This window comes from Nocardia sp. NPDC059236, assembly GCF_042754085.1.
Lineage (GTDB): Bacteria > Actinomycetota > Actinomycetes > Mycobacteriales > Mycobacteriaceae > Nocardia.
In genome coordinates this window covers 44,902-71,157 of the sequence record NZ_JBHZAF010000027.1, presented here as the reverse complement: position 1 = coordinate 71,157, position 26,256 = coordinate 44,902, and the positions used below count along the sequence as shown (strand labels likewise).

The window sequence follows — 26,256 nt, the reverse complement described above, 5'->3', positions numbered from 1 at the left end:
GGAAATCCTTCTGCTACAGGAGATGACGGTCGACCAGCTCGCGCAGCGCGGCGAGCTGATCGCAGTAGTGGACGGCATCGGTGGCCCGGACCGTGCAGGTGAGGTGGGTCGCCCCAGCCGCTCGCAGCGCTGCCAGCCGGCGCAGGGAATCCTCGGCGTTCCCTTGGGGATCCAGCGGCACGCCCGGCGAGAGCACCACATCGAAGCCGTCGGGTACGGTCACCGTGGTTAGCAGGTCCGCGATCTGGTCGGCGTGCAGGCCGAACGGCACCCAGCCGGTGCCCAGCGACACCGCGCGGCGCAGCGACCGGCGAGTGCGCCCGCCCACCCAGATCGGCACGGTGGTGGCGGTGGCGTGCGGTTCCAGCACGAAGCCTTCGACATCACGGCGCCCCCAGGCCCGTCGCAATCGGGTCAGCGCCGCATCGGCCCGCGCGCCCCGGTCCTCCCAGGCCGCGCCGAGCAGGGCGAATTCCTCTGCGAGAGAGCCCACTCCGACCCCGAGCACCACCCGGCCGCCACTGAGCCGGTCGAGGGTGCCGTAGCTCTTGGCCAGCGCCAGCGGATGGTGGTAGCCCAGCACGAGCACCGAGGTGGCGAGCCGGATCCGGGTGGTGTGCGCCGCCAGGTACGACAGGGTGGCCAGCGGGTCCCAATAGGTCGCGCCGCGCACCGAGGCGGCCGCCGCTGGCACGCCGACGTGGTCGGAGCAGGTGAGGTGGTCGAAGCCGAGTTCATCTGCGGTCGTGGCGATCCGGGTCAGATCCTCGGGGCCCGCGGTGGCCTCCCAGGGCGAGGCGACGCCGGGCACCTGCACCACGATCGGCGTGGACAGACCGAGGCGGATACTCATCGCACCACCCGTTCCGGCAGACCCATGAGCCGCCGCATGCCCTTGTCGGCGCGCAGCACGGCGGCCGCCCGATCCGGGTCATTGCGCTGGGCGGCTCCCGCCTCGTTGCCGGACATGATGTGCACCGGCCCGAACCCGAGCCGCGAAAGTCCTTCGCGCGCCACGTCGTCGGGCTCGGACACCGTCATCCCTGGCACGGTGAAGTCGAGTCCGACGCGCTCCATGGCCGGTGTCCGGGTCACGCCGAGCACCAGTTCGAGCACATCCACCCCGTATTCGCCGAGCTCCAGCCACAAGCTCTCGGCGAAGATCCGCCCGAACGCCTTGACCCCGCCGTACACGGTGTGATGCTGCGAGCCCAGATACCCGGCCAGCGACCCGACCATCAGAATCCCGCCTCGTCCACGGGTTTTCATGGCGCGCCCGAAGTGGTGGATCAGCCCGAGCGGCGCGGTGATGTTCAGATCTATGACCCGGTGGAAGGCGTCCAGATCCCCGTCCACGAACGGCGCGCTGTGCGTATTCGCGCCCGCATTGAGCACCAGCAGCCCGACCTCGACATCGTCCACCGCCGCCGCGATCTCCGCCACCGCGCCGGGCGCGGTCAAATCCAGTGCCAGCGTGCGTACCTGGACGCCCAGCGCCCGGCACTCGGCGGCCGTCGCGGCGAGCGGTTCGGCCCGCCGCGCCACCAGCAGCAGCGCGATCCCCGCCCGCGCCAGCTCCAGCGCGAACGACCGCCCGACCCCCTCCGATCCCCCGGTGATGACCGCCCACGGCCCATACCGCTCGGGATCGACCGGGCGCTCCGGATCGACCGGATGCTGCGGATCTTCACCGTTCATCGCGACTTCCTCACCTGTGAGAATGAACTCGGCACCCTCCAGTTCTACAAACTTCCGGCCGAAAAAACTAGAGTGAATTCTAGTTTTCCGACAGAAGATGAGGCCATGCCGCGAATTCCGGAGTCCCGCACCCCCGGCCGGGTATCGACCGCCCGCCAGCTCGAGCGCCAGCGCGCGATCCTACGCGCCGCCGCCCGCCTGGGTGCCGAGCACGGCTTGGACGGCGTGCAGATGAGCGAGGTCGCCCAGACCGCCGGGGTGGCGCTGGGCACCCTGTACCGCTACTACCCGTCCAAGCACCACCTGTTCGCGGGCGTCCTGGATCGCGCCATCCGCGAAATGCCCAGTCCCGCCGACATTCCCGCCGACCCGGTCGCCGGCGCGACCGAATTCCTGGGTACCGCCATCGGCGAACTGCTCCGCCACCCCCGCCTGGCCCGCGCAATGCTGGTGTCCATGAACGCAGTCCGAGCCGAAGACCCCGCCCCCGCCAGCCCCCTCGCCCAGGACTACGCCATGCCGGACCGCATCCTGACCGCCGCCGCCATCCCCCACCCCACCCCCGAGGACCACCGCCTGGCCCGCCTCCTCGAGCAGTGCGTCTTCGGCATCCTCACCTGGACCACCGCCGGCCGCCTCACCACCGACCAAGCCCTCTCCGACATCCACCGAGCCTGCGAACTTCTCCTGGCACCGTGGCGATCAGCGCGATGAGCGGCGAGCCCGGAGGTGACCACCGTTCGACGTTCCAGTCACCGAAACCCCATGGCGGAGTTTCTCCGATCGTCCAGTGAGTGAAATCATCTGCGCGGCATGGGATTTTCCACCGCTATAACGGGAAATGTGCGGGGCCGGCTCCGATGACGGGGCCCGTGAGTTGGTGTTCCGCATTCACACCGAGCGAGGACGGTACCTATGACAACGATGCGTGACGAGTTCCGCCGGGTCGAAGCCGAGCCGGCACCGGCCCGCTTCGCGCGAGGCTGGCACTGCCTGGGGTTGGTGCGCGATTTCGCCGACGGCAAGCCGCATTCCATCCGGGCGTTCGGGACCAAACTGGTGATCTTCGCCGGGGCGGACGGCACGCTGAAGGTGCTGGACGCCTACTGCCGGCACATGGGCGGGGATCTGTCCGACGGCGAAGTCAAAGGGGACGAGATCGCGTGCCCGTTTCACGACTGGCGCTGGGGCGGGGACGGCCGCTGCAAGCAGATTCCCTACGGCCGCCGCGTCCCGCCGCTGGCACGTACCCGAGCGTGGAACACGCTGCAGCAGGACGGGATGCTGTTCGTGTGGAACGACCCCGAGGGCAATCCGCCGCCGCCAGAGGTCGCCATTCCCCGCATCGAGTCGGCCGGCAGCGAAGGGTGGACCGATTGGCACTGGTACACCACCGTCGTCGACACCAACTGCCGTGAAATCGTCGACAACATCGTCGATATGGCGCACTTCTTCTACGTGCACGGCTCGTTGCCCACCTACTTCCGCAACGTGTTCGAAGGGCATGTGGCGACCCAGTACTTCGACAGCGGTGCGCGCGAGGATCTGCCGGGACCGATCGGCGAGCCGAAACTGCTCGGCACACAGTCGGTTGCCTCGTACTACGGACCCTCGTTCATGATCGACGACCTGCTCTATCGCTACGAGAACGGTGACCACAAAACAGTTTTGATCAACTGCCACTATCCGATCGACGCGAACTCCTTCGTCCTGCAGTACGGCATCATGGTCGAAATCCCCGCCGGTCTCGACGCCGAGGAAGCCATGGCCGGTGCCCGTGCGATGGGCGACTGGGTCAAGCTCGGCTTCGAGCAGGACGTGGCGATCTGGAAACGCAAGGCGCGCATCGACAATCCGCTGCTCTGCGAGGAAGACGGCCCGGTCTATCAGTTGCGCCGCTGGTATCAGCAGTTCTACGTCGACCAGGCCGATATCGAACCGGCGATGGTCGATCGATTCGAATACGAACTCGACACCACCCGCCCGGCCGAGGCCTGGAATGCCGAGGTCCGAGCCAATCTGGCCCGCGCAGCCGCCTCACCGGTGTCATGAGCCCCGAATACCGGCGCCGATGGCTGGAGTGGGGCGAATGGCTCTACGAGCCCATCACCGAATTCCTCGCCGCGCGTATCGATCTCGGCACCGATCCGTTTCTGCGCGAACTGCCCGCCCAGCTGGTGGTACAGACCAGCCGCCAGGCTTATACGCACTGGATCGTCAGGGCCGAGTCGACCGATTTCGCCGAGGTCGAAGCGATCATGCAGCGCGGCTTGACCGTACTGTTCACCGGACTGAGCGCGGTGACCTCCCCGGTCGCACACCCGACGTGACAGCAGAGGTTGATCACGGTCGAATCGACCGCGGTGAAAACCCGTCACAGCGCGGACGGCCGGATGCGCGAGGTGCGCACCCGGCCGTCCGAGATGGGTTGGTCAGAGCTCGAATTCGGCTCGGACCCGGTCTTCGGTGAGCCCGTAGTCGGCCAGGGAGTACTTGTGGACCGGTTTGCGGTCGCCGGACTTGCTCTCCTCGTCGAGGGTGGTCATGGCGGTGCGGGCCGAATCCGTGTAGTCCAGGCCGAACTTCGAGTAGATCTTCTCGACCGTGGCGAAGGGGTCGGCGCGGAGTTCGTCGAATTCGATGTCCATGAACTGGTCCGGGTTGTACCGGGCTCGCGCGGTATTGAATTCGCGCAGGCCGCGGGACCACAGTTCGAGCTGTGATTCACCGATCTTCTCGCCGACGAAGGTGGTGGACCAGCCCGCGGTGGCCTGCTCGGACAGGCTGCACGAGGAGCCGACGATGGTGACCGGGTCGCGGTGGGTCTGGATGATCAGCGCGTCCGGGTACACCTTCATCAGGGCGTCGAGGGCGAACAGGTGGCTGGGGTTCTTCAGCACCCAGCGCCGGTTGTCACCCAGGCCGATGAGCTGCAGGTTCGCCTTGTGCCGCGCATAGGCATCCGTCCAGTCCTGCTTGCGCAGCCACTGCGAGTAGCTCGGCAGGTAGGCCAGCGACTCGTAGGAGATGGATTTCACCGTCTGGCGCAGCAGCTGCCAGCACTCCTCGACCTCGGCGGCGGTCATGTAGTGCACGCCCATGAATTCCGGGTTCTCGATCCGGTGCTGGGCGAACCCCTTGTCGACCGCCTGGTAGACCGGATTGTCGGCCCAGGTCTCGCGCGGCGGCCGCGGCTGCGGGAAGTCGGCGAGCCACATCTCCAGGGCCTGGTGCTGCGGGTCGGCGGCGAGCAGCCGGTGCAGGGCGGTGGTGCCGGTGCGGGGCAGCCCGGTCACGAAAATCGGCCTGGTGACCTGGGTTTCGGTGTAGGCCGGGTTGGCCTGCCAGGAGGCTTCGCTCAGGGCACGCGCGACGAGCGCCCCGCGCAGGAAGTACCGGCTCATCTTGGAGCCGAGCTCGGTGAGCCCGGCGTCACGCTGGTATGACTCCAGCAGGACGCCGAGCGCCTCCAGGTAGTCGTCGGACCCGAAGTCGGTGAGGCCGCTGACTTTCGACGCCGAGTGGTGCAGATCCTCGACGGTGCCGACGTTGGTACGTCCGCTCATAGTGGTGAAACTCCTTGCTCAGACGTGGTATTCGCCGCAGTTGACGTCGATGGTCTGCCCGGTGATGGCATTGGCCCACGGCGACATGAGGAAGACGATGGTCTGGGCGATCTCGTCGGGCAGCGGCAGCCGCTTCAGGTCGGACTTGGACGCGGTCTGCTGGTAGACCTGCTCCTCGGTGATGCCGTACTTCTTGGCGATCTCGCTGAAGTACCACTTCAGCTGGTCGGTCCAGATGTAGCCGGGCAGCACGCTGTTGACGCGAATCCCCTTCTCGCCCAGCTCGGTCGCCAGAGTCTGCGACATGGCCAGCAGGGCCGCCTTGGCGACCTTGTAGCTGCCGTAGCGGGGTTCGGAATGCCGCAGCACCATGGAGTTGACCATGACGACCGAGCCCTTGGTCTCGGCCAGCCCGTCGGTGAACGCCTGCGTCATGCGGAGATTGCCGAGCACGGTCAGGTCCACGCTCTCGCGGATCTGCTCGAAGTCGGTGCGCGCCAGCGGCTTCATGGACGGCACCTTGAATGCGTTGTTCACCAGCGCGTCGACCCGGCCGAAGGTCTCGAGGGTCTGCTTCGCCAGGTTCTGGACCGTGGCCTCATCGGTGATATCGGTGGGCACGCAGAGCGTTTCCGCGCCACCCTCGGCCGCGATCTCGTCGGCGACCTCCTTCAGCCGCGACTCGGTGCGCGCCGCCAGCACGACCTTGGCCCCGGCCGCCGCGGCCTCCAGCGCGATGGAGCGACCGAGACCGGGCCCGATGCCGCTGACGACCACGACCTTGTCGGCCAGCAGTCCCGTCTTCAGGCGGGTCATCCCAGCATCCTTTCCGCGAAGGCGCGCTGGCGAGCGGCGATCCGCTCGCGCCATCCGGCCTCGTCGATTCGATTGTGTTCGTAGTGCGGCAGCCGTTCGGCCACCTTGTCCAACGGAACGAGCTCGATGGTCGGCCCGTCCTCCGGCGTGATCGCGCGATCCACGCGCTGCCAGCGGAACTGGAGAATGCCGAGCTTGCGGCCGGTGGTCTCGATCCAGTTGGCGATCCCCGGGTTCCGGGCGGAGACCACCATGCGGATCATCCCGTCCGGATCCACCTGCGCCTGCTGATGATTCAGCGAGGTCTGGTGGTTGGCGTAGTCGAGCGAGACGTACCAGCGGCTGCCCAGCTGGAAACCCTGATACGGCGCATCGGATTTCGGCACGGTGATGATCAGCGCCTGATCGTCCTCCAGCTCGAAATGCCCGACGGAGGAGTACTGCGTGCTCAAGCCGCCCGGCGTGAGCCGAGGTTCGGTCAGCGTATTGACCGGCAGGTTCAGGTAGAACCACTTCGGGAAGTTGAACCAGGTGTGCACCCGGGTCAGCAGCATGCGCCCGGCCGCTCGGTACCGCTTGCGCAGCTGTTCCACCCCGGCCTCGACCGGCGCGGTCCCGATGGTGTCCACCCGCTCGATGCGAATGCTGCCCTTGCGCTCGGCATTCCAGCCGCCGTAGACCTCGCGCACGGCCAGCATGGACGCGCCCTCGCCGAGCACGAAGTAGTTCGGCTCCGGATTCTCCTTGGGCGGGCCGAAGCGCAGCTGATAGCTGCCGTCCTCGTTGATCTGCAGCCGCCGGTCGTCGAACGCGTCGTCACCGTTCGGGACGTCGGTGGCAGTGTAATCGCCCTTGAGCACCTGGAAACTCAGGTCGACGGTGCTGCCGCGCACGCCGGTGAGCAGGTATTCCGCATTCGGCTCGATATTGGCGCTGTAGTACAGCGTGTCCGGGTTGTCCAGGCCCATCTTGGTGTAGGGCCCGGTGGCGGACACGAGGTACGGGTGCGAGGTGCCGTGCGCCCGCGACAGCTGCAGCACGGCGGCAATGCTGCCCTGCAGGTAGTCGTAGCCCTCCGCGAGGTCGTGCGGGTCACGGATGAAATCGGCGGCGGCGATGAGCTTTTCGGCCTCGGCGACGGCCGCGAGGAACGGCTCGGTCAGGGGCAGCTCGGCCTTTTCTATATCTGTCATCAGCTATCAGCGATTCCTAGGATCTCTCGAATTCGATGGGCGATCTCGGCCGGCGTCCCGGCCGAGGGGGTGATGGTCAGGTCGGCGAATTCCGGCCGCTCGTACGGCGAACTGATGCCGGTGAATTCGCGCAGCTCCCCGGCGCGGGCCCGCTTGTACAGGCCCTTCGAGTCGCGCAGCTCGCACTCCGCGAGCGGGGTGTCCACGAAGATCTCCCGGAACGACAGATTCCTGGAGTCGTGCAGCTTGCGCGCCTCGCGCCGTTCGGCACGGAACGGGCTGATGAGCGACACGATGGCGACCACGCCGGCATCCGCGAACAGCGCCGCCACCTCGGCGACGCGGCGAATGTTCTCCCGCCGGTCCTCGTCGGTGAAGCCCAGGTTCTTGTTCAGCCCGTGCCGCAGGTTGTCGCCGTCGAGCAGGTAGGCGGGCTGCCCGGACTCGATGAGCTGCCGCTCCAATTCGACTGCGATGGTGGACTTCCCGGAGCCCGACAGTCCGGTCAGCCACACGGTCGCGCCGGTGCTGAGCCGCTGCCCGCGCTCCACGGCGGAGCTGTGCCACACCACATTCGAGGCCTTCTGCCCGACCCGCGGTGCGCCCGTGGAGCGTCCGGTGATCATGCCCGCGGCCACCGTCTGATCGGTGGCCTCGTCGATGAGGATGAAGCTGCCGGTGGCGCGGTTCTCCCGGTACGGGTCGAACAGCAGCGACTGCCGGCTCTTGATCGTCACGCGCCCGATGTCGTTGAGCCCCAGCCGATCCGCGTCCGTCTGCCGGTGCAGGGTGTTCACGTCCAGCCGGTAGTCCAGCTCGCTCACCTCCACCTTGGAGGTCTGGGTGGCGGTGCGGATGGCGTAGGAGTTGCCGGCCCGCAGTTCGGTGTCGTCGGAGAACCAGCACACCATGGCGTCGAGCTCACGATCGGTGTGCGGCTGGTTGCCGGGCCGGGCGAGCATATCGCCACGGCCGATATCGATTTCGTCGTCCAGGGTCAGCGACACCGCCATACCGGTGAAGGCCTCGTCGACCTTCCCGCCGCCCGGCCCCCAGATCTGGTTGACTCGGCTGGTCCGCCCCGACGGCAGCACCACGACCTCGTCGCCCGGCTTGAAGATGCCGCCCGCGACGGTGCCCGCGTAGCTGCGCTGGTTCTCCCCGTGCGGCCGGATGACGTACTGCACCGGCAGCCGGTTGTCGATGAGGTTGCGGTCGGAGGCCACGTGCACCTCTTCCAGGTGCCGCAGCAGCGGCGGGCCCGGGTACCAGCCGGCGGTGCGCGCGGACGAATCCACCACATTGTCGCCGTGCAGCGCCGACACCGGGATGAAGCTCAGATCGCCGACATCGAGCTTGGTGGCGAAATCCGCGAATTCCGACCGGATTTCCTCGAACCGCTGCTCGGACCAGTCGACCAGGTCCATCTTGTTCACGCACAGCACCAGGTGCCCGACCCCCAGCAGCGAGGACAGGAAGGCGTGGCGGCGGGTCTGCTCGGAGACGCCCTTGCGCGCGTCGACGAGGATGAGCGCCAGGTCGGCCGTGGAGGCGCCGGTCACCATGTTCCGGGTGTACTGCACGTGCCCCGGGGTGTCGGCGATGATGAATTTCCTTCGCGGCGTGGCGAAGTAGCGGTACGCGACATCGATGGTGATGCCCTGCTCGCGTTCGGCGCGCAGGCCGTCGGTCACCAGCGACAGGTCCGGCCCGTCGCCGCCGCGCGAAAGGCTCGCGCGCTCGATGGCATCCAGCTGATCGCTGAACAGGCTCTTGGAGTCGAACAGCAGCCGCCCGATGAGGGTCGATTTGCCGTCGTCCACGCTGCCCGCGGTGGCCAGTCGTAACAGGTTGCGACGCATCAGAAATAGCCCTCTCGCTTGCGATCTTCCATGCCGGACTCCGAGATGCGGTCGTCGGCGCGGGTGGCGCCGCGCTCGGTCAGCCGGGTGGCGGCGGTTTCGGCGATCACCTCGGCGGGGTCGGCCGCGGTGGATTCCACGCAACCGGTGCAGTCGGCATCGCCGAGGGTCCGGAAGCGCACGGTGGCCTCGAAGCGCTTCTCCTCCGGGCCGAACTCCAGGAATCGGTTGTCCGCCAGCAACATTCCGTCGCGCGCCACCACGGTGCGCCGATGCGCGTAGTACAGCGACGGCAGCTCCACCTCGGCCTGGTCGATGTACTCCCAGATGTCGAGCTCGGTCCAGTTCGACAGCGGGAACACCCGGATGTGCTCGCCCTTGCGGTGCCGGCCGTTGTAGAGGTTCCACACCTCGGGGCGCTGGGCCCGCGGTTCCCACGCGCCGTACTCGTCGCGGAAGCTGAACACCCGCTCCTTGGCGCGCGCCTTCTCCTCGTCGCGACGCGCCCCGCCGAATACCGCGTCGAAGCGGTGCTCGCGAATGGTGCGCAGCAGGGTGGTGGTCTGCAGCCGGTTTCGGGTCTCGCCAGGCCGTTCGGTGACCCGGCCCGCGTCGATATCGTCCTGCACGCTGCCGACCAGCAGCTGGGCGCCCAGCCGCGCCACGGTGCGATCCCGGAAGTCGATGACCTCGTCGAAATTGCGCCCGGTATCGATGTGCAGCAATGGGAACGGCAGCGGCGCGGGCCAGAACGCCCGCCGTGCCAGCTCCAGCATGACCGCCGAGTCCTTACCACCGGAGAACAGCAGCACCGGCCGCTCGAAGGTGGCCGCCACCTCCCGGATGATGTGCACCGATTCCGCCTCCAAGGCGTTCAGGTGCGACAGCTCATATCCCGTGCGCATCTCTCGTCCCATTCGCCGCGTCATCCGATCCGTCCGGTCATTCGACCTTGCAGTGTCGAATATTCGACGCTATTGTTCGATAATGTGACACCGACGATAGGTCGGCACCCGGGCGACGGTCAATACCCGCGCCCGAATTGCCGCGTATCGGAGTAGTTGCCGCCGCGCATCGGAGTAGCTCGGGCACACCGGATCCGGGCCACTCCGGTGCGGATGACCGACACCCCGGCCGATACGATCGGGCCCGAACCTCCCGCAGCGCCGGGACCGACACCAGCAGGGATCGAGTTGCCTGAATCCACCACCGCCCCTGTGGCTTCCGAACCCGGAACGGCGGCCGGAGCAGGTTCCGCGCCCGCCTCACCGCCGACCCACCGGGTCGTGCAGGCGATCGAGCTGCTGTCGCGGCATTCCGGCGAGCGCCTCTCACTGGCCCGCATCGTGCGCGCCACCGGCATGTCCCGGGCCACCGCGCACGCCGTGCTCACCCAGCTCACCGCCGACGGCTGGACCGTGCGCGACAGCGAGGGGAACTACAGCCTCGGCCTCGGACTACTGGCCGTGGCGCGGCGGGCCGACACCGCTTTTCCGCTGCGCCGCCTGGCCGTGGAGCCCATGCACGCGCTGGCCACCGCGCACGGCGTCCCGATCTTCCTGGCCGAGCGGGAACAGGAGGCCATCGTCATCACCGAGGTGCTCGGCACCCCGTCGGTCCCGTGGATCCGCCCCGCCCGCCGCATGCCGTTCGCGCCGCCGGTCTGCCGCGAATTCATCGCCTGGGCACCGGAATCCGAGCGGGAGACCTGGCTGCAGGCCGCCGACCCACGCCACCGCCCCCGCCTCACCGCGGTCCTCGACGTCATCGCCGCCCGCGGCTACTCCGTCGAACGCCTTGCCGACGAGTCCGCCCCCATGCTGGAAGCCCTGGGGGCACTTCGCCATTCCCCTGTCACCGATCCGCTGCGGCACCGTCTCAGCGCCATGATCGCCGACCTCATCACCATCGACTATCTCCCCGACGAACTCGGCGACCACAATGCGGTCGTGTCGGTCGCCGCCCCGATCTTCGCCTCCGACGGCTCGGTCATCGCGTCGATCGTCTCCTGCCCCGACACCAATCTCCCCGCCGCCCGCCTGCACGAGCTGGCCACCGCCACCATTGCCGCGGCCGATACCGTCACCACATCCCTGCGCGGCTGAGGCGTCATCCGCGTCCTGGGACGGCCACTGATCACCGCGACGGCCACTGATCGACGCGGCGTCATCGGCGAATCCCACCCGACAGGCGGCCCGCACCCGAGGGTGCGGGCCGCCGAATCATGCTGCGGCAGTCAGCGATTGGCCAGTTCCGAGAGCTGGTAGGCCATGTTGCGACGGAACGCCGGGATACGGGCGGCGGTGCTGATGACGAGGTTGCGGACCAGCCGGGCGGGCACCGGACGCAAGGTGGCCATGCGGGTCATGCGATCGGTGAAGCTGACCACGCCCAGCGCCACCGGGCGACGGGTCTGCTCGTACTCGTCGAGGGTGGCCTCAGGGGCGCCCGCGACCACCGCGGCGAGCAGGCGGCCGAGCATGGCGGCGTCCTGGATGCCGGTGTTCATGCCCTGGCCGCCCGCCGGGCTGTGCACGTGCGCGGCGTCCCCGGCGAGCAGGATGCGGCCGGCGCGGTAGTGGTCGGCGACCCGGTGGTGCACCCGGAAGCGCGAGCTCCAGACGATCTCCTCGAGCTTCGCGTGCGCGCCGGGCCGGCGGGCGTCGACCAGCGCCTGTACATAGGCCAGATCCTGGTGCTCGGGGGCGTCGGCCACGGTGGCGACGATGCGGAAGCGGTCGGGCTGCGGGTCGGGCAGCGGCGCGACGACCGTGACCCCCTCGGGCGACAGGTGCAGGGAGACCTCGTCGCGCGGGTCCGGCCAGGTCATGCGGACATCGGCGAGGACGAAGGACTCGGGGTAGGTGGCGCCGGTGAAGCCGATCCCGGCGGCCTCGCGGACCGGGCTGTGCATGCCGTCCGCACCGATGACCCAGTCCGCGCGAACGGAATTCGCGGCGCCGTCGGCGTCGGTGAAGGAGACGGTGACACCGTCGGCGTCCTGGACGACGCCGGTGACCTCGGCGTGCCGGTGCACCTGCCCGCCCGCCTTCTCGAGGCGCGCCAGCAGGATTGCCTCGGTCGATTCCTGACCGATCATCACGGTGTAGGGGTAGGCGGTGGGCAGTCCGTCGAACGAGATGCGGGCCAGCACGTGGTCGCCGTCGCGCATCACGAAGTGCGGCACCACGATTCCGCGCTCGAGCAGGGTCTCGGTGACGCCGAACTGCTCGAGCACCTCCAGGGTGCGGGCGTGCACGACGACCGCGCGGGAGGTGTTGGCGCCCTCGGCCAGCTTGTCGAGCAGCACCACGTTCACACCCGCGTCGGCGAGCGCGATGCCCGCGGTCAGCCCGGCGGGACCGGCACCCACGATGACGACCGAGGCGGTGGCGGGGACGGTGTTCATGACGACTCCTGAGGCTCTGCCAACATTTGTTGGCCAACGTCTGTTGACTTAGACGGTACGACCCGGTCGAAGCCATGTCAACACTTGTTGGCCAACGAATGTTGGCAAACCTTCAGCGGTCGGTGGCGGCGGCCAGCGACTGGAAGACGGCGGCGGTCCGGGTGTGCGGCGTCGCGCAGTAGACGATGACCCGCTGATCGGTGTCGGAGATGTGCAGCACCTGGCAGTGGAAGTCCAGCGGCCCCAGCTCCGGATGACGGATGCGCTTGCGGTGGATCCGGCGCACCTCCACATCGTGGGCGGCCCACATGTCGGCGAACCGCTTCGACGTGCCGAGCAGTTCGGTGACCAGCGCGGCCAGCGCCGGATGCCCCGGATACCGGGCATAGGCCGCGCGCAGATCGGCGATCAGGGCACGGGCGAAGTCGCGGGTCTCGGCGTCGGCCCATTGCGGATGGTCGGCGGCCTCCCGGAACATCCAGCGGATCATATTGCGCTCGTGCTCGGGCACCGTGTCGAGATCGCCGACGAAGGGCGTGGCCGCCCGGTTCCAGGCGAGCACCTCATAGGTCGCGTCCACCACATACGCCGGGGCCGCCAGATTGTCGAGGATGGACCGGACCGCCTGCGGCACAGTCTTGTGCGGCCCGGCCGTGACCGGCGGCGACTCCCCCGACATCCGAAACAGGTATTCCCGCTCGTCCACGGTGAGCATGAGCGCGCGGGCCAGCGCCGCCAGCACCTGCCGCGACGGCTTCGCGCCGCGGGCCTGCTCGATGCGGATGTAGTAATCCACCGAGATCCCGGCCAGCTGTGCCACTTCCTGACGGCGCAATCCCGGTGCACGGCGGTTGATTCCGTTCGGCAGCCCGACCTCACCGGGTGTCAGCCGATTGCGCCGGGCCCGCAGAAAAGCCGCGAGTTCGTTCCTGTCAGCCATGGCTCCAGTGTGGGCCGCTGTCTCGATTTTTGGGGGACGAGACGCTCCGCGGAACGCACCATAATGGCGCCGACGGCCATCCTGTTCGTCAGCGGGTGCAGATTCGGATACCGAACCCGGCTCTCGAGGAGCGGCGGCCGGGCTCGGTGCCAGGGTTACGGCGGGATCAGGCGTTGCTCACCTGATAAACCGTCCGCAGGTACGCCTCGCTTCGGGGTGAACCGATGAGGCCGGCGCCCATCTTGTTCATCGCGTAGGTGATGGTCATGCGACGGTCCAGATCCATCACGACCATCGAGCCGCCCCAGCCTCCCCAGAAGCAGATCCGTTCGTCGGGGATGTACGGGACGAGGCGCTTGTGCGGCAGGCCGTACCCGATGCCGAAGCGCAGCGGGACGCCCAGCACCAGGTCGGGTCCGTTGCTTTGTTCCTCGAAGATCAACTCGATCGTGGCCGGGGTCAGCAAGGTGATGTCATCGACGGTTCCGCCGCGTGGAATGGCGGACATGATGCGTGCGAGCGAGCGTGCGTTGCCGTGGCCGTTGTAAGCGCCCAGGTCCGCGCGCCGCCACGGCGCGGTGTTCGCGGCGTCCGCGTCGAGCGGGGGTGTGCCGAGGGTTCTGCGCAGGAGGTTGTCCTGGGGCAGCGCGTTGAGTTCGAACGGAAGCGGCGGCGGGGCAACGACATCGGCGATGCGGGGCCAATCGTCTTCGCGCGCACCGATCTGGAAATCGGCGCCCAAGGGGCCGGCGATCTCCTCGGTGACGAACTGCGCGAGGGTCTTGCCGGTGACCCGGCGAACGACTTCTCCGAGCAACTGGCCGAAGTTCTGCGCGTGGTATCCCGACGCGGTTCCCGGTTCCCACCACGGCGCCTGCGCGGCCAGGTGCGAGCTGGCCGGCTCCCAGTCGTAGAGGTCGCCGAGGCCGAAGGGCGCCTCCCAGCCCGAGACACCGGAGGTGTGCGAGAGCAGGTGACGCAGTTCGATGTGTTCCTTGCCGTTGGCGGCGAATTCGGGCCAGTACGCCGCGACCGGTGCGCGCACGTCGAGCAGGCCGCGGTCCACCAGCATCAGCACTGCCAGGCTGGTGACCGTCTTGGTGCAGGACCATACGTTGGTGATGGTGTCTTTCTCCCAGGGCCGGGTTCGTTCGCTGTCGCAGTAACCGCCCCACAGGTCGACCACGATCTCGCCGTCGATGTCGATGACGATCGAGGCACCCAGCTCCTCGCCCGAGGCGATGTTCCGCTCGAAAGTTGTTCGTAGCTCATCGAATTGGGGGCGGCATTGCCCGGACACAGTCATGAGTGGATCCCTTTCGGTGTATAGGTCGGATCGCCCAACAGCGCCGCGACCGCGATGGCGGCCTTGGCTGCGTCGGGGTCGTCTCCGGTGATCAGGTCGGCGTAGATGAACGATTCGCCGATGCGTGCGATCAGGTAGGCCAGGTCGTGCGCGGACATCGGATGGATGAGGTGCCCGCGGTCCAGTTCCTGCTGCACCATGCGCTCGATGGCGTTGACGATTTCGTGCTGGACCGGGCTGTCCTTGGTGGTGAGCAGCCGCAGCGCTCGTTCGGGTTCGCGGCGCAGGAACGTCCGGAAGAACGGCGCGTTGATCAGCGCTTGCCCGAACATGCGCGTCACGTCCGCGATCCGGGCGACGCCGGTGCGTGTGGTCGCCGCCACCGCGGCGCGGTGAGTCGGTTCGGCCAGAGACCACAGGATCGTCGCGAGCAGCTGGTCCCGATTACCGACCCAGCGGAACAGTGTCGACCGGTCGACGCCCAGTTCGGCGGCGAGCTTCTGCATGTCCAGCCGGTCGCCGTCGAGGAATTTGCGCCGTGCGAGGGCGACCGCCTGATTGCCGAGAGCTCTGTTGTGACCGAGACCACTCATGGATGCAACATACTCACATCTGATGCAACGAATCAAGTATTTGTTGCGTGAGAGTTGACCCAGAGGGCGTAATCCCCCGTTCGCGCGGGCGGGCCGATGTTCCACGCCAACGCATGCGGCCCAAGGGAGCAGTCTCGGTCCGGCGAACACCTCTCAGCCACCCGATCGGGAGAACATCCGCACCACGTGCCGCGTGGTCCGAAGCGGCCGGCCCGTGCTGGGCCCCGATGCCGGGACACGCCTCCGCGTGAAATGCATCGAAGGAAACAGGAAGTCAAGCAATTGACCACCACCCCAACCTGGTACAACTTGGGCCTCCCACCGAAACCCCAGTGCGGCGATGCTTTTCGCATGACCAAAGCAGCATTCATCACCGGCGCCAACAAGGGCATCGGCTACGAGACCGCCCGGCAGCTGGCCGCGCGCGGCATGACCGTCCTGCTCGGCGCGCGGGATCCCGAACTCGGGCAGGCCGCCGCCGCCAAACTGCGGGCCGAGGGCGCGGACGCCCACTTCGTCCGGATCGATGTCGCCGACGAACAGTCCATCGCCGCGGCCGCCGCCCAGATCGAAGCGGACTTCGGCCGGCTCGACGTTCTCGTCAACAATGCCGCCATCAGCGGCGGCCTCGACGGTGACGGCAAGCCGTCGTCGGGCACCCTCGCCACCCTGCGGCACGTGTACGAGACCAATGTGTTCGGACTGGTCGCTGTCACCAATGCCCTGCTGCCGCTGCTGCGGCGCGCCGAGGCGGCCCGGATCGTCAACGTGTCCAGCGAGGTCGGCTCGCTGGTCGGCCGCACCGATCCGAACAGCCCCATGTCGCAAATGGTTTCGGCCATCCCGTACACCTCGTCCAAGACCGCCGTGAACATGGTGACGGTCCTGTACGCGCTCGAACTGAAGGACACCCCCATCAAGGTGAACGCCGCCAACCCCGGCTACACCGCGACGGATCTCAACGCCAACAGCGGTTTCCGCACCGCCGAACAGGGCGCCGAGCCCAGCGTCCACCTCGCGACGTTGCCCGCCGACGGCCCGACGGGCACGTTCTGGGGTCACATCTGGGGACAGGAGGAGTACGGCCGCATCGAATGGTGAGGCCTACCAGCTGCCGTTCGGCTGCGGGTCACCGCGGTGCCACATGTCGGGGCCGTCGCGCCGGCAGCGCTGCTGCCACCACTCGTGCTGCTGGATGCAGTGGTGGACGAACCACCAGTCACCCTGGTCGCGGGGTCCGTTCTGATCGCCGAATCCGCCTTGGCCACCGCCGGATCCGTCCTGATCGCCGTTCCCGTCCTGATCCTGGTCGCCATCGTGGTGGCGGGCCGCGGTGACGCCCGCCGCAGGCACGGCGTGAGCGGTAGCCAGGCCGGTCGCCAGGGGAGCCGTGAGCAGGGCGACCACCATCAGTGCCGGTCGGAGTTTTCCGCGCATATCGATCACTCTTCGTATCGTCGTGTGCACCAATACGATCCATGATCAATCCCCCGGCCCTTCGATGCATGGACCGCGACGCCGATTAAACGCCATTCCCGGCAAGACGCAAGGGCGATCGCGGTTCACCTTCAGCGGATCTTCAGGTTTCGAATGTGATAAACCGTCTATCCGACTGAACTTCGATCGAGGACGAGATCATGTGGGAGTACGAACACAGCGCCGAGACCACCGTGCCCCGGGAGGCGCTGTGGCGCAGCTGGTCCGACCCGAGCCGCTGGCCCGAATGGAACCCCGGCATCGAAACCTTCGAGCTGGACGGGCCTTTCGCGCCCGGCACCACCTTCCGCATGACCTCGCCGGACGGTGACACCGTGGAGCTGTGCTTCGTGGAGATCGTCGACGGCGAACTCTGGAGCGACGTCTTCCTGGGCGAGGGCTTCGAGGTGCTGACCCAGCATCGCCTCGACGCCCTGCCCTCCGGCGCCACCCGCGTCGTCTACCGCACCGAAATCACCGGCCCCGCCGCCGCCACCCTCGGCCCCGAGATCGGCCCCCAGATCACCGCCGACTTCCCCGAGGTCGTCGCGGGCCTCATCGAGCACGCCGACCGGGGCTAGCCCAGCCCGCCGCGCCTTTCGTGCAGCAACAGCAGGGAATACGCGGCCACACTCTGGGCATCCACGATCGCGCCCGCCAGGATCATGGCCTCCACCTCGTCCCGGGTGAACCAGGCGGACTCCATGTCCATCTCGGAGGGCTCCCGCTCGTGCGGCCCCGCCGTCAGCTCGGTGGCCAGCACCACGGTCCCGTAGTGCGTGCTGGTGGCCGGGGCGGGCGCCACCTTCCCCAGCGCCGTCAGCCGGCCGGCCCGCAACCCCGTCTCCTCCCGCAGCTCCTGCCGGGCCACCGCGATCGGATCGCTCTCCCCCGCCACCGCCCCGCCCGGGAACTCCCAGCACCTGCGCCCCAGCGGATACCGATACTGCTCGACCAGGTGGAATCGCTCGCCATCCCACGGAATCACGATCGCGAAATCCGCCTTCCGGATGTAGGCGTACACCGACTCCTCCCCGTCGGCCTGCCGAACCACGTCCTCTCGCAGCGTGATCCACCGATTCGCGTACACCTCACGACTCCGCAGCGTGTCCATCCCCCGATCCTCCCCCACCGCGGGGCGGGTCAGGACTGGCGGGCCGGGGCCAGGGCGTCCCGGGCGTCCATGAGGGCGAAGCCCAGCAGGTTCTCGCCGCGCCAGCGCGCCGGGTCGGCGGCGGAGGGGTTGTCGGCACCCAGGCCGATGCCCCAGATGGTGTCGCGGGGAGCGGCTTCGACGAGCACCTTGCCGGTGGTGGCGAGCAGGAAGTCGCGGAGCTGGTCGTGCTGGCCGAATTTGGCGATGCTGGCGCGCAGCACGATGTCGAAGCGATGGGCTTCCCAGGTGTCCTGGTCGAAGCCGGAGATGGCGCGCCCCATGCGCTTGGCGTCGGCGGGGGTGTCGCTGGACAGGATGCGGGTGCGCATGTCCTCGTCGCCGAACAGGCGAGCCTTCTCGGCCATCATGAAATGCTCTGCGCTGCCATAGTTCTGGCCGTCGACGCTGAATTCGACCTGCCACCACTGGCTGAGCACCCACTTGCCGACCTCGTGGCCGGGGGTGCGGGTGTGCCCCCAGAAGAAGAGGAACTCCGGTCTCGCCCCGTCGGCCATGTCCGCTGTCAGCTGCGCCCTGTCCACGCCGCGACCCTAGCCGACCGAGGCGACAGAATCGTGCGGATAACGCGCCACACCGACGGCGCGCCGCCGCACCGACTTGGTTGCAGGGCACCGAGTTGGTCGCAGGGCACACAGTCAGCTGGCGAGTGTGCGCAGGCGGTTCATGATCTCGGCGGGCGGATGGTCGTGCACGCGATAGCGCGGTGGGTCGTACTCGGCGGCGAGTTCCAGTGCCACCAGCCCGGACACGTCCTCCCAGGCGACGCGGAAGACATCGCCGTCGCCGGTGACGAAGCAGATGAAATCGGCGGCGGGCAGCAGATTCGTGACCCCGTCGGTCCAGGAGGTCATGGTGTACTCGCTGCCGTCGGGCGCCCGCACGTGCAGCAGTTCCATGATCGCGCCCTCGCGCTCCGCCTCGGCGCGCAGCCGCTCGGTCTGCGCGTGATACGCCGCCACCGCGAGCTGCGCCTGCGCGCGGCGGATGAGCCCGTAAACCGGATGATCCGCGGCCACCTCGAACGGAACCACGTCGCCGTTGTCGTCGACGGTGTACGGAACCGCGGACAGCGGTCGCAGCGCCCCCTCGAGCCGCTCCGCCGCCAGCGCCAGCAGTTGCGGCAGGGCGGTGGGCGTCGCGCCCAGCACGACCAGCATGCCCAGGTGCCCGGGTAGGAAAAGCAGTGGGCGCGTGGCGGTTCGAGCCCGCACGCCCTCGAGCCACCCGGCCACCAGCGGCAGCGAACCGACATAGCTCTCGCCGTCGTCGTCGACGAAGTCCATCACCCGCATCCCCTGCGGCGGTTCGAGGGCCTCCAGCGTGTTCATGGCCAGCTCGGTGAGATTGGCGTGCGCGACGGCGTAGACCTGCTCGGCGTCCACGCCCCAGCTCGACAGTTCCTGCTTCGTCACGAATTGCACGGTGCTGGGCAGATCGATGACCACCATCTCGATCAGGAACGGCAGCGCCGGACGCGAGAGCACCAGGTCCCGCCCCTCCAGCTCACCGACCCGGATCGTGCCCGACCCGTACCCGGCCCGCCGCAGCACCGGTCGCAGCCTGGGCGCCACCTGCTCCCAGCCCTGCGGCGCCTCCGGCGGCAGGATGAGGCTGTCGACGGCCTGGAACAGCCCGGCGGTGATCTTCCCGTCGAACCGGCGGTACAGCGTGCCCAGGTTCATCTTGGCGACGTACCCGTTCTTCAGCCGGTAGCCGATCTCGAACGCCTCGGTGTCGAAGTGCGCCGTCTCCACGGCCTCGTAGCCGAGCACCTGTTCCAAAACCTTCTTGCCGAACCGATTTCGTGGCGAACCGAACACCCCGCCCAGGAAACTCATGGCCCGGACTCTACGCGCGAGGGGCGACAAACGCTGCCCGCAAACCCGCAGGGAACCTGTGTCCCACAACCTAAAACGCGCTGTTCACGGCGTGTCCGCGCAGTGCTCACTAGGACGCCCGTCCAAGGACGAGCACAATGCGCGTGACTATGGTTAGCTGTAGCGCCATGAGCACGCCCGTCTCCACCCACCCCGACGAATTTCTGCCCCGCGATACCGCGGATGTGGTTCGGACCGTTCGGGATTCACGTCGTTCGACGAAACCGCTGATCATCCGGGGTGGGGAACGGCCGGAGGACGAGCTCGCGCTGCCCGATCAGGGCGGCGTGCTGAGCCTGCGGAAGATGAACCGGGTCCAGGTGGTGGACGCCGACGCCAGGACGGTGCGGGTGCAGGCGGGGGCGCGCCTCTACGACATCGACCGGACGCTGGGCGCACACGGGCTCGGGCTGCCCGTGGTCGGCGACCATCGGGACATCACAGCGGGCGGATTCGCGGCAGTGGGCGGGCTGTCGGCGGCGTCGCATCGCTTCGGCATGTTCAGCGACAATGTGGTCGAGCTCGAATACGTCGATCAGGACGGGCGATTCGGCACCTGCGGGCGCACGCATCACGCGGAGCGGTTCCGCCGGATCCTGGGCGGCGGCGGGCGCACCGGGATCATCACCGCGCTGACGCTCGAGGTCACCAGTGTGGACAAGGACCGCACCTGGCTCACCACCGACGCGCACCGGTTCCTGGACTTCGACACCTGGGTGGAGCACTCCTATCGCGAGATCCAGTCGCCGGGTGACGCCATGCTGCAGGTGGGCCGCTGGGTGGACACCGCGCCCCTGAAGGTTGCCCGGCCGGTCGGTACCGGCACCGTGCAGCTGGGCACCGTGCGCTTCGGCCAGTGGTCGAGCCTGCACCCCACCACCCCCAACCTCTCGCTGCGCGCCCGCCGCGAGGTCGGCGCGCGCGCCCGAAAGTCGCTGGGCGCCATCGCCGCATCCGCGGGCGGCCGCGCCGGTATGCCGGTCCGCAATGCCGCCGCCGGCGCGCTCATGTTCGCTCCGAAGGTGCTGACCCTGCGCGACGCCGAGTACCTGGCCGACACCGTCATCAGCTCCTCCGAGCGCGGACCGGCGTACCGCGTCTCGGTTTTCGCGCCCCTGTCCTCCTACGCCCGGGTCTTCCACGGCCTGCACGACCTGTTCGCCGGGCACCGCGAACGCACCGGCTGCTTCACCGTCATCTCGGCCATGACCTATGGCGTACGGTCTCGCTACCTGCGCGAACTCGACAACGAGGACCACGGCTTCATCACCTTCACCTGCCGGTTGCGGCCGGCGGCGCTGCCCTCGGAACTGTTGCGGGACATCGTGTCCGCAATCGACGAGATCTGTCTCGCCGAACGCGCCCGGCGTTATGACCCGACCGAATAGAATGTGTTCCGCCGCACCGCCAGCTATCGGTTAGCAGCCGGGCGGGGCGGCGGTATCGGCACTGTCGGCGGGGTGTCGGTGCATGGTTCATGCTCAATCCTCAGATGAAGGTTGCCTGTCCCATGATCGAATTCCGTGCTGCCCGCCGTCCCCGCACCGCTGGATCCCTTGCGGGGGAACGCCCCATCGAGGGCAAACGAATCGTCGTCACCGACGCCTGCTCCGAGATCGGCCGAGAGACCGTGCGACTACTGGGTTTTCACGGTGCCGAGGTAATCCTGGTGGCGCGCAACGGCTCTCAGCTGGTCGAGGAGTGCGCCACCATCATCGAGGCCGGGGGCCGCGCCCACTGGTTCCGCTGCGACATCTCCGCCCTCGGCGATGTGGATCAGCTGGTCGAGTGGCTGCTCACCGAGTTCGACACCGTCGACGTCCTCGTCAACAACACCGGCCGCCCCACCCGCCGCCCGGTGCTGCAATCCCTGGACCGCTTCCGCGACTACCAGCGCATGATGGCCGCCTACTACTTCGGACCCCTGCGCCTGACCCTCGGCCTGCTGCCCGCCATGCTGGCCGGCGGCTCCGGCCACGTGGTGAATGTCGGCCCCTGGAGCGCCGACACCGGCGCCGCCCCCAATTTCGCCTCCTACGCCAGCGCCCAGGCCGCCTGGACCACCTTCGGCCAATGCGCCGACGCCGAACTCTCCCCCCGCGGCATCCACGTCACCACGGTCCGGTACCCCGCCTTCACGCTCGGCTCCGGCTCCCCCGCCCACCTCCCCGAGAACCCCGCCCTGGACCCCGCCGAGGCCGCCCGCTGGATCGAAACCGCCATCCGCACCCGCCCGCCGCAAATCCAGCCCCGCTTCCCCCGAGCCCTCCTGGGCCTGACCTCCATGTCCCCGCGGACCACCCGCCTCAAGCACGCCCTGGGTATCTGAGCTCGACCGAAAGTCTCTCGGACTCACACCCCGCGAGCCCGAAACCCGTTCTCCCCCGGTCACATTCCCAACCCATGTGCGAACAGCAAAGCGCCCCACCCGGAATCCGGGTGGGGCGCTTCGTGAGCTACGTCAGTGCTTTTCCGGGCCGAGGTGGTACTCGAACACCAGGCCGCCGGCGGCGACCAGGATGCAGATCACGCCGAGGCCGATCAGCCAGAACTGGAAGAACGCGAAGCCGAGGGCGGCGATGGAGCCCGCACCGGCCAGCAGGATGGGCCAGAACGAGCCGGGCGAGAAGAAGCCCAGGTCGCCGGCGCCGTCGACGATCTCCGCCTCTTCGTAGTCCTCGGGACGCAGGTCCAGACGACGGGCGACGAAGCGGAAGTAGGTGGCCACGATCAGGGCCAGGCCCGCCGACAGCACGATGGCGGTGGTACCCGCCCACTCGACGCCGGTGCGCGAGCGGCCGGTGAAGTAGCCGTACACGACGGCCACGATCACGAAGAACACCGTGATCAGTTCGAAGATGCGAGCTTCGACCTTCATGTCAGTTCATCCTCACTTGGCGTCGGCGAGTTCGTTACCGCGCGCCTTGCGGTCGGTGTTGAACGGCTTGGTGGAGGTCGCCACCGGCGACTGACCGATGCTGGCCAGCGCCTCGGCGTTGGTCTTGTGGTCCTTGATCCGCGCGTCCATGTACTTCTGGAAGTCCGCCGGGGACACCACGCGGATCTCGAAGTTCATCATCGAGTGGAAGGTGCCGCACATCTCGGCGCACCGGCCGACGAACGCGCCTTCCTTCTCGATCTTGGTGATCTGGAAGACGTTGTCCGAGTTGTTCTGCTTCGGGTTCGGCATCACGTCGCGCTTGAACAGGAACTCCGGCACCCAGAACGAGTGGATGACGTCCGCGGCGGCCAGCTGGAACTCGATGTTCTTGCCGGACGGCAGGACCAGCACCGGAACCTCGTTGGAGGTGCCGACGGTCTCGACCTTGTCGTAGTGCAGGTACGAGATGTCGTTCGCGGGCAGGCCGTTGTTCGGGCCCGGCTGCGGGTGGCCATCCTTGGTCGCTTCCTTGTAGCGGTCCTTGATGTCCTGGTTCATGTCCTGGCGCTCGGTGTCGACGCCGTCGTAGACCGGGCTGCCGTCCTTGAGGTCGACCTTCTGGTAACCGAACTTCCAGTTCCACTGGAACGCGGTCACGTCGACCACGACGTCCGGGTTACCGACCTTCTCGTGGACGTAGTTCTGCACCACCACGGTGAAGTAGAACAGCACGGCGATGATCACGAACGGAATCGCCGTGTAGCTCAGCTCCAGCGGCACGTTGTAACCGGTCTGCCGCGGGAACTCCGGGGAGTTCGGCTTCTTGCGGTGGAACGCGATGGTCCAGAAGGTCAGGCCCCACACCAGCACGCCCATCGCGAGGGCGGCGAGCACGGACCAGGTCCACAGCTCGCGCATGCGGGTGGCCTGCGGCGTGATGCCCGAGGGCCAGCCGAACCGAAGCCACGGGTTGTCGATCGAGCAGCCGGAGACGAGCATCGCGGTCATCCCCAAGGACACCGCCAGCCCGGCCCGCCGAAGGATGCGGCCCCGCCGACCCCGGGCGGGTCGTGCCCCTATCGCCTCGCTCGCCTTGTGCGCCACGCTCAACGCCTTCCTGGTCGTCATTCCGACACCGCGTCGCCCGGACTCCCTTCCGCCGGGCGACACATTTTCAGCACAGTTCTGGACCTCGGGGAGGATACGCGCGAACGCGCAACCGACCCTGAGAGTTTCCCAAGTACTACGCAGCGTAGACCAAAGAACCGCCCCCGTTGTGACTGGGTCCCTTTCGACACTCCGGAAACCTCATATGCAGTGGATACGGCCTCTGGCGGCGGGATCTGCCCGGGTACGGCATACTCGGGCAGTAGGTTTCGCGTCCAGCGTGCCCGTGCGGGTACGCCCCAATCCCTAGACCCCGGAAAGAGGTTCTCGGCGCAGTGTGTGGTCTGCTCGGATTTCTGACAGCTACAACGGCTACTACTCCGGATGGGCGGACGGTCGAAACCACCGCGGCACAGGTGTACGAGGCCCTGCACTGCCAGCGCCATCGTGGCCCCGACGAGCGCGGCACCTGGAACGACGACCGCATGATCTTCGGCTTCAACCGCCTGTCGATCATCGATATCGAGCACTCGCACCAGCCGCTGCGCTGGGGTCCGCCGGAGAACCCCGAGCGGTACGCCATGACCTTCAATGGCGAGATCTACAACTATCTCGAGCTGCGCGCCGAGTTGAAGGAGGCGCACGAGGCGGAGTTCGGCGATGAGCCGATGTTCCGCACCGAGGGCGACGGCGAGGCCATCATGGCCGCCTTCCACTACTGGGGCGCCAAGGCCGCGAGCCGGCTGCGCGGCATGTTCGCCTTCGCGATCTGGGACACGCAGCTGAACAAGCTGTTCCTGGCGCGCGACCCGTTCGGCATCAAGCCGCTGTTCATCGCCACCGGCGCCGGCGGCACCGCCTTCTCCAGCGAGAAGAAGAGCCTGCTGGGTCTGCTTCCGGCGCTGGAGCTTTCCGACGACCTGGACCCGCGCGCGCTCGAGCACTACACGGTGCTGCAGTACGTGCCCGAGGCCGAGACCCTGCACAAGGACGTCCGCCGCCTCGAATCCGGTTGCTACGCCTGGGTCGAGCCGGGCGAGACCCCGCGGGTGACCCGCTACTTCAACCCCCAGTTCCGGGTGCAGAAGTTCGCGGCGGGCAGCGAGGCCAAGCGGTACCGGGAGATCGCGGAGGCACTCGAGGACTCCGTCGCCAAGCACATGCGCGCGGACGTCACCGTCGGCGCGTTCCTGTCCGGCGGCATCGACTCCACCGCCATTGCGGCGCTGGCCATTCGGCACAACCCGAACCTGCTGACCTTCACCTCGGCGTTCGAGCGGCAGGGCTACTCCGAGGCCGATGTGGCGGCCGAGACCGCCGAGGCCATCGGCGCCAAGCACTACATCCGCATGGTCTCCCCCGAGGAGTACGCGGCCGCCATTCCCGAGATCGTCTGGTACCTGGACGAGCCCGTGGCCGACCCGGCGCTGGTGCCCCTGTACTTCGTGGCCAAGGAGGCCCGCAAGCACGTCAAGGTGGTGCTGTCGGGCGAGGGTTCCGACGAGCTGTTCGGCGGCTACACCATCTACCGGGAACCGCTGTCGCTCAAGCCCTTCGAATTCCTGCCCAAGCCGCTGCGCAAGCTGGCGGGCAGGCTGTCGGACCGGATTCCGGAGGGCACCCGCGGCAAGAGCCTGCTGCACCGCGGCTCGCTCACCCTGGAGGAGCGCTACTACGGCAACGCCCGCAGCTTCAACGACGCCCAATTGCGTTCGGTGCTGCGGGAATTCCGCCCCGAGTGGACCCACCAGGACGTGACCGCCCCCATCTACGCCATGCAGGGCTACCACTGGGATCCGGTGGCGCGCATGCAGCACCTGGACCTGTTCACCTGGCTGCGCGGCGACATCCTGGTCAAGGCCGACAAGATGACCATGGCCAACTCCCTGGAACTGCGCGTCCCCTTCCTGGACCCCGAGGTCTTCAAGGTCGCCGAGAAGATCCCGGTCGACCAGAAGATCACCAAGGAAACCACCAAATACGCCCTGCGCCAGGCGCTCACGGACATCGTGCCCCCGCATGTCCTCAACCGCGCCAAGCTCGGCTTCCCGGTCCCCCTGCGCCACTGGCTGCGCGGCCCGGAGCTCTACGACTGGGCCCGCGCCCAGATCACCGAGTCCGGCACCGACCACCTGCTCAACAAACAGGCCATCCTGGCCATGCTGGAGGCCCACCGCACCGGCCCGGTCGACCACAGCCGCCGCCTCTGGACCCTGATCGTCTTCATGATCTGGCACGGCATCTTCGTCGAGAACCGCATCAAGCCCGAGATCCAGGAACCGACCTACCCGGTCAACCTGTAGTCGTCCTCCGTGAAGGGCCGCGCACCCGTCCGGGTGCGCGGCCCTTCACGTT

26 protein-coding genes are annotated in these 26,256 nt (G+C 67.9%); 9 read left to right on the top strand and 17 right to left on the bottom strand.

Annotated features, from left to right (window positions below):
* Positions 1-13: 13 nt before the first annotated feature.
* Both ACFXIV_RS42190 and ACFXIV_RS42185 read right to left on the bottom strand, forming a co-directional pair.
* Positions 14-847, bottom strand: coding sequence for a TIGR03619 family F420-dependent LLM class oxidoreductase (locus ACFXIV_RS42190; RefSeq protein WP_379402607.1), 834 nt, complete (start codon positions 845-847; stop codon positions 14-16).
* A 2-nt stretch (positions 848-849) separates the two neighbouring features.
* Positions 850-1,698 (bottom strand): SDR family NAD(P)-dependent oxidoreductase, encoded by an 849-nt coding sequence (locus ACFXIV_RS42185; protein ID WP_379402550.1) that lies wholly within the window; start codon positions 1,696-1,698, stop codon positions 850-852.
* 105 nt (positions 1,699-1,803) lie between these two features.
* Here ACFXIV_RS42185 and ACFXIV_RS42180 point away from each other — a divergent pair, with 105 nt between their 5' ends.
* The 3 genes from ACFXIV_RS42180 (at position 1,804) to ACFXIV_RS42170 (ending at position 4,028) form a co-directional block, all read left to right on the top strand.
* Positions 1,804-2,412, top strand: a complete 609-nt coding sequence (locus ACFXIV_RS42180; protein WP_379402551.1) for a TetR family transcriptional regulator — start codon at positions 1,804-1,806, stop codon at positions 2,410-2,412.
* 201 nt (positions 2,413-2,613) lie between these two features.
* Positions 2,614-3,750 (top strand): Rieske 2Fe-2S domain-containing protein, encoded by a 1,137-nt coding sequence (locus tag ACFXIV_RS42175; protein ID WP_379402552.1) that lies wholly within the window; start codon positions 2,614-2,616, stop codon positions 3,748-3,750.
* Entirely contained in the window at positions 3,747-4,028 is a 282-nt protein-coding gene (locus ACFXIV_RS42170) for a hypothetical protein (RefSeq protein ID WP_379402553.1), read from the top strand. Before ACFXIV_RS42175 ends, ACFXIV_RS42170 begins: the two co-directional genes overlap by 4 nt.
* Positions 4,029-4,130: 102 nt before the next feature.
* Here ACFXIV_RS42170 and ACFXIV_RS42165 read toward each other — a convergent pair whose 3' ends face one another.
* Genes ACFXIV_RS42165 through cysD form a run of 5 tightly spaced genes read right to left on the bottom strand, consistent with a single transcriptional unit; the run spans position 4,131 to position 10,040 of the window.
* Positions 4,131-5,264, bottom strand: a complete 1,134-nt coding sequence (locus ACFXIV_RS42165) for a sulfotransferase family protein (protein WP_379402554.1) — start codon at positions 5,262-5,264, stop codon at positions 4,131-4,133.
* Positions 5,265-5,282: 18 nt separating this feature from the next.
* Positions 5,283-6,080, bottom strand: coding sequence for an SDR family oxidoreductase (locus tag ACFXIV_RS42160; protein ID WP_379389674.1), 798 nt, complete (start codon positions 6,078-6,080; stop codon positions 5,283-5,285).
* Complete coding sequence (locus tag ACFXIV_RS42155; protein ID WP_379402555.1) at positions 6,077-7,273, bottom strand: hypothetical protein; 1,197 nt, start codon at positions 7,271-7,273, stop codon at positions 6,077-6,079. The genes ACFXIV_RS42160 and ACFXIV_RS42155 overlap by 4 nt, the downstream gene beginning before the upstream one ends.
* Positions 7,273-9,135 carry an adenylyl-sulfate kinase gene (gene cysC, locus ACFXIV_RS42150; protein ID WP_379402556.1) on the bottom strand — a complete coding sequence of 621 codons (1,863 nt, stop codon included), beginning with the start codon at positions 9,133-9,135 and terminating at the stop codon, positions 7,273-7,275. Before cysC ends, ACFXIV_RS42155 begins: the two co-directional genes overlap by 1 nt.
* Positions 9,135-10,040 (bottom strand): sulfate adenylyltransferase subunit CysD, encoded by a 906-nt coding sequence (gene cysD, locus ACFXIV_RS42145; RefSeq protein ID WP_354851579.1) that lies wholly within the window; start codon positions 10,038-10,040, stop codon positions 9,135-9,137. Before cysD ends, cysC begins: the two co-directional genes overlap by 1 nt.
* Positions 10,041-10,352: 312 nt before the next feature.
* Between cysD and ACFXIV_RS42140 the strand changes: the two genes are divergently transcribed.
* Positions 10,353-11,240 (top strand): helix-turn-helix domain-containing protein, encoded by an 888-nt coding sequence (locus ACFXIV_RS42140; RefSeq protein ID WP_379402557.1) that lies wholly within the window; start codon positions 10,353-10,355, stop codon positions 11,238-11,240.
* Positions 11,241-11,371: 131 nt separating this feature from the next.
* Here the strand turns inward: ACFXIV_RS42140 and ACFXIV_RS42135 are convergent, their stop codons facing one another.
* From ACFXIV_RS42135 to ACFXIV_RS42120, 4 genes are all read right to left on the bottom strand, one after another.
* The gene (locus ACFXIV_RS42135) at positions 11,372-12,544 is read right to left on the bottom strand and encodes an FAD-dependent monooxygenase (RefSeq protein WP_379402558.1); all 1,173 of its coding nucleotides are present in this window, start codon (positions 12,542-12,544) and stop codon (positions 11,372-11,374) included.
* A 112-nt stretch (positions 12,545-12,656) separates the two neighbouring features.
* Positions 12,657-13,484 carry a helix-turn-helix transcriptional regulator gene (locus tag ACFXIV_RS42130; protein WP_379402559.1) on the bottom strand — a complete coding sequence of 276 codons (828 nt, stop codon included), beginning with the start codon at positions 13,482-13,484 and terminating at the stop codon, positions 12,657-12,659.
* 166 nt (positions 13,485-13,650) lie between these two features.
* Positions 13,651-14,790: a serine hydrolase domain-containing protein gene (locus ACFXIV_RS42125; RefSeq protein WP_379402560.1), complete on the bottom strand. Its 1,140-nt coding sequence runs from the start codon at positions 14,788-14,790 to the stop codon at positions 13,651-13,653.
* Positions 14,787-15,383, bottom strand: a complete 597-nt coding sequence (locus tag ACFXIV_RS42120; protein ID WP_379402561.1) for a QsdR family transcriptional regulator — start codon at positions 15,381-15,383, stop codon at positions 14,787-14,789. Before ACFXIV_RS42120 ends, ACFXIV_RS42125 begins: the two co-directional genes overlap by 4 nt.
* 351 nt (positions 15,384-15,734) lie before the next feature.
* On the opposite strand from ACFXIV_RS42120, the gene ACFXIV_RS42115 reads away from it, so the two are divergent.
* Positions 15,735-16,484: an SDR family oxidoreductase gene (locus ACFXIV_RS42115; protein WP_379402562.1), complete on the top strand. Its 750-nt coding sequence runs from the start codon at positions 15,735-15,737 to the stop codon at positions 16,482-16,484.
* A 3-nt stretch (positions 16,485-16,487) separates the two neighbouring features.
* On the opposite strand, the gene ACFXIV_RS42110 is transcribed toward ACFXIV_RS42115, so the two are convergent.
* Positions 16,488-16,820, bottom strand: a complete 333-nt coding sequence (locus ACFXIV_RS42110) for a hypothetical protein (RefSeq protein ID WP_379402563.1) — start codon at positions 16,818-16,820, stop codon at positions 16,488-16,490.
* Positions 16,821-17,020: 200 nt separating this feature from the next.
* On the opposite strand from ACFXIV_RS42110, the gene ACFXIV_RS42105 reads away from it, so the two are divergent.
* A complete protein-coding gene (locus tag ACFXIV_RS42105; protein ID WP_379402564.1) occupies positions 17,021-17,440 on the top strand; it encodes an SRPBCC family protein in 420 nt (139 codons plus the stop codon).
* On the opposite strand, the gene ACFXIV_RS42100 is transcribed toward ACFXIV_RS42105, so the two are convergent.
* The 3 genes from ACFXIV_RS42100 to ACFXIV_RS42090 form a co-directional block, all read right to left on the bottom strand.
* A complete protein-coding gene (locus tag ACFXIV_RS42100; RefSeq protein ID WP_379402565.1) occupies positions 17,437-17,973 on the bottom strand; it encodes an NUDIX domain-containing protein in 537 nt (178 codons plus the stop codon). The genes ACFXIV_RS42105 and ACFXIV_RS42100 overlap by 4 nt on opposite strands.
* Positions 17,974-18,002: 29 nt before the next feature.
* Positions 18,003-18,557 (bottom strand): NADAR family protein, encoded by a 555-nt coding sequence (locus ACFXIV_RS42095; RefSeq protein WP_379402566.1) that lies wholly within the window; start codon positions 18,555-18,557, stop codon positions 18,003-18,005.
* 114 nt (positions 18,558-18,671) lie between these two features.
* Positions 18,672-19,874: a hypothetical protein gene (locus tag ACFXIV_RS42090; protein ID WP_379402567.1), complete on the bottom strand. Its 1,203-nt coding sequence runs from the start codon at positions 19,872-19,874 to the stop codon at positions 18,672-18,674.
* A gap of 167 nt (positions 19,875-20,041) precedes the next feature.
* On the opposite strand from ACFXIV_RS42090, the gene ACFXIV_RS42085 reads away from it, so the two are divergent.
* Together ACFXIV_RS42085 and ACFXIV_RS42080 are read left to right on the top strand one after the other, a co-directional pair.
* Positions 20,042-21,301, top strand: coding sequence for an FAD-dependent oxidoreductase (locus ACFXIV_RS42085; RefSeq protein ID WP_379402568.1), 1,260 nt, complete (start codon positions 20,042-20,044; stop codon positions 21,299-21,301).
* Between the two features lie 122 nt (positions 21,302-21,423).
* Complete coding sequence (locus ACFXIV_RS42080) at positions 21,424-22,242, top strand: SDR family NAD(P)-dependent oxidoreductase (RefSeq protein ID WP_379402569.1); 819 nt, start codon at positions 21,424-21,426, stop codon at positions 22,240-22,242.
* Positions 22,243-22,374: 132 nt separating this feature from the next.
* Here ACFXIV_RS42080 and ACFXIV_RS42075 read toward each other — a convergent pair whose 3' ends face one another.
* Positions 22,375-22,791, bottom strand: coding sequence for a cytochrome c oxidase subunit 4 (locus ACFXIV_RS42075; protein ID WP_354847810.1), 417 nt, complete (start codon positions 22,789-22,791; stop codon positions 22,375-22,377).
* Between the two features lie 12 nt (positions 22,792-22,803).
* Entirely contained in the window at positions 22,804-23,922 is a 1,119-nt protein-coding gene (locus tag ACFXIV_RS42070; protein ID WP_379402570.1) for a cytochrome c oxidase subunit II, read from the bottom strand.
* Between the two features lie 314 nt (positions 23,923-24,236).
* On the opposite strand from ACFXIV_RS42070, the gene asnB reads away from it, so the two are divergent.
* Positions 24,237-26,204, top strand: coding sequence for an asparagine synthase (glutamine-hydrolyzing) (asnB, locus tag ACFXIV_RS42065; protein WP_379402571.1), 1,968 nt, complete (start codon positions 24,237-24,239; stop codon positions 26,202-26,204).
* Positions 26,205-26,256: the final 52 nt, after the last annotated feature.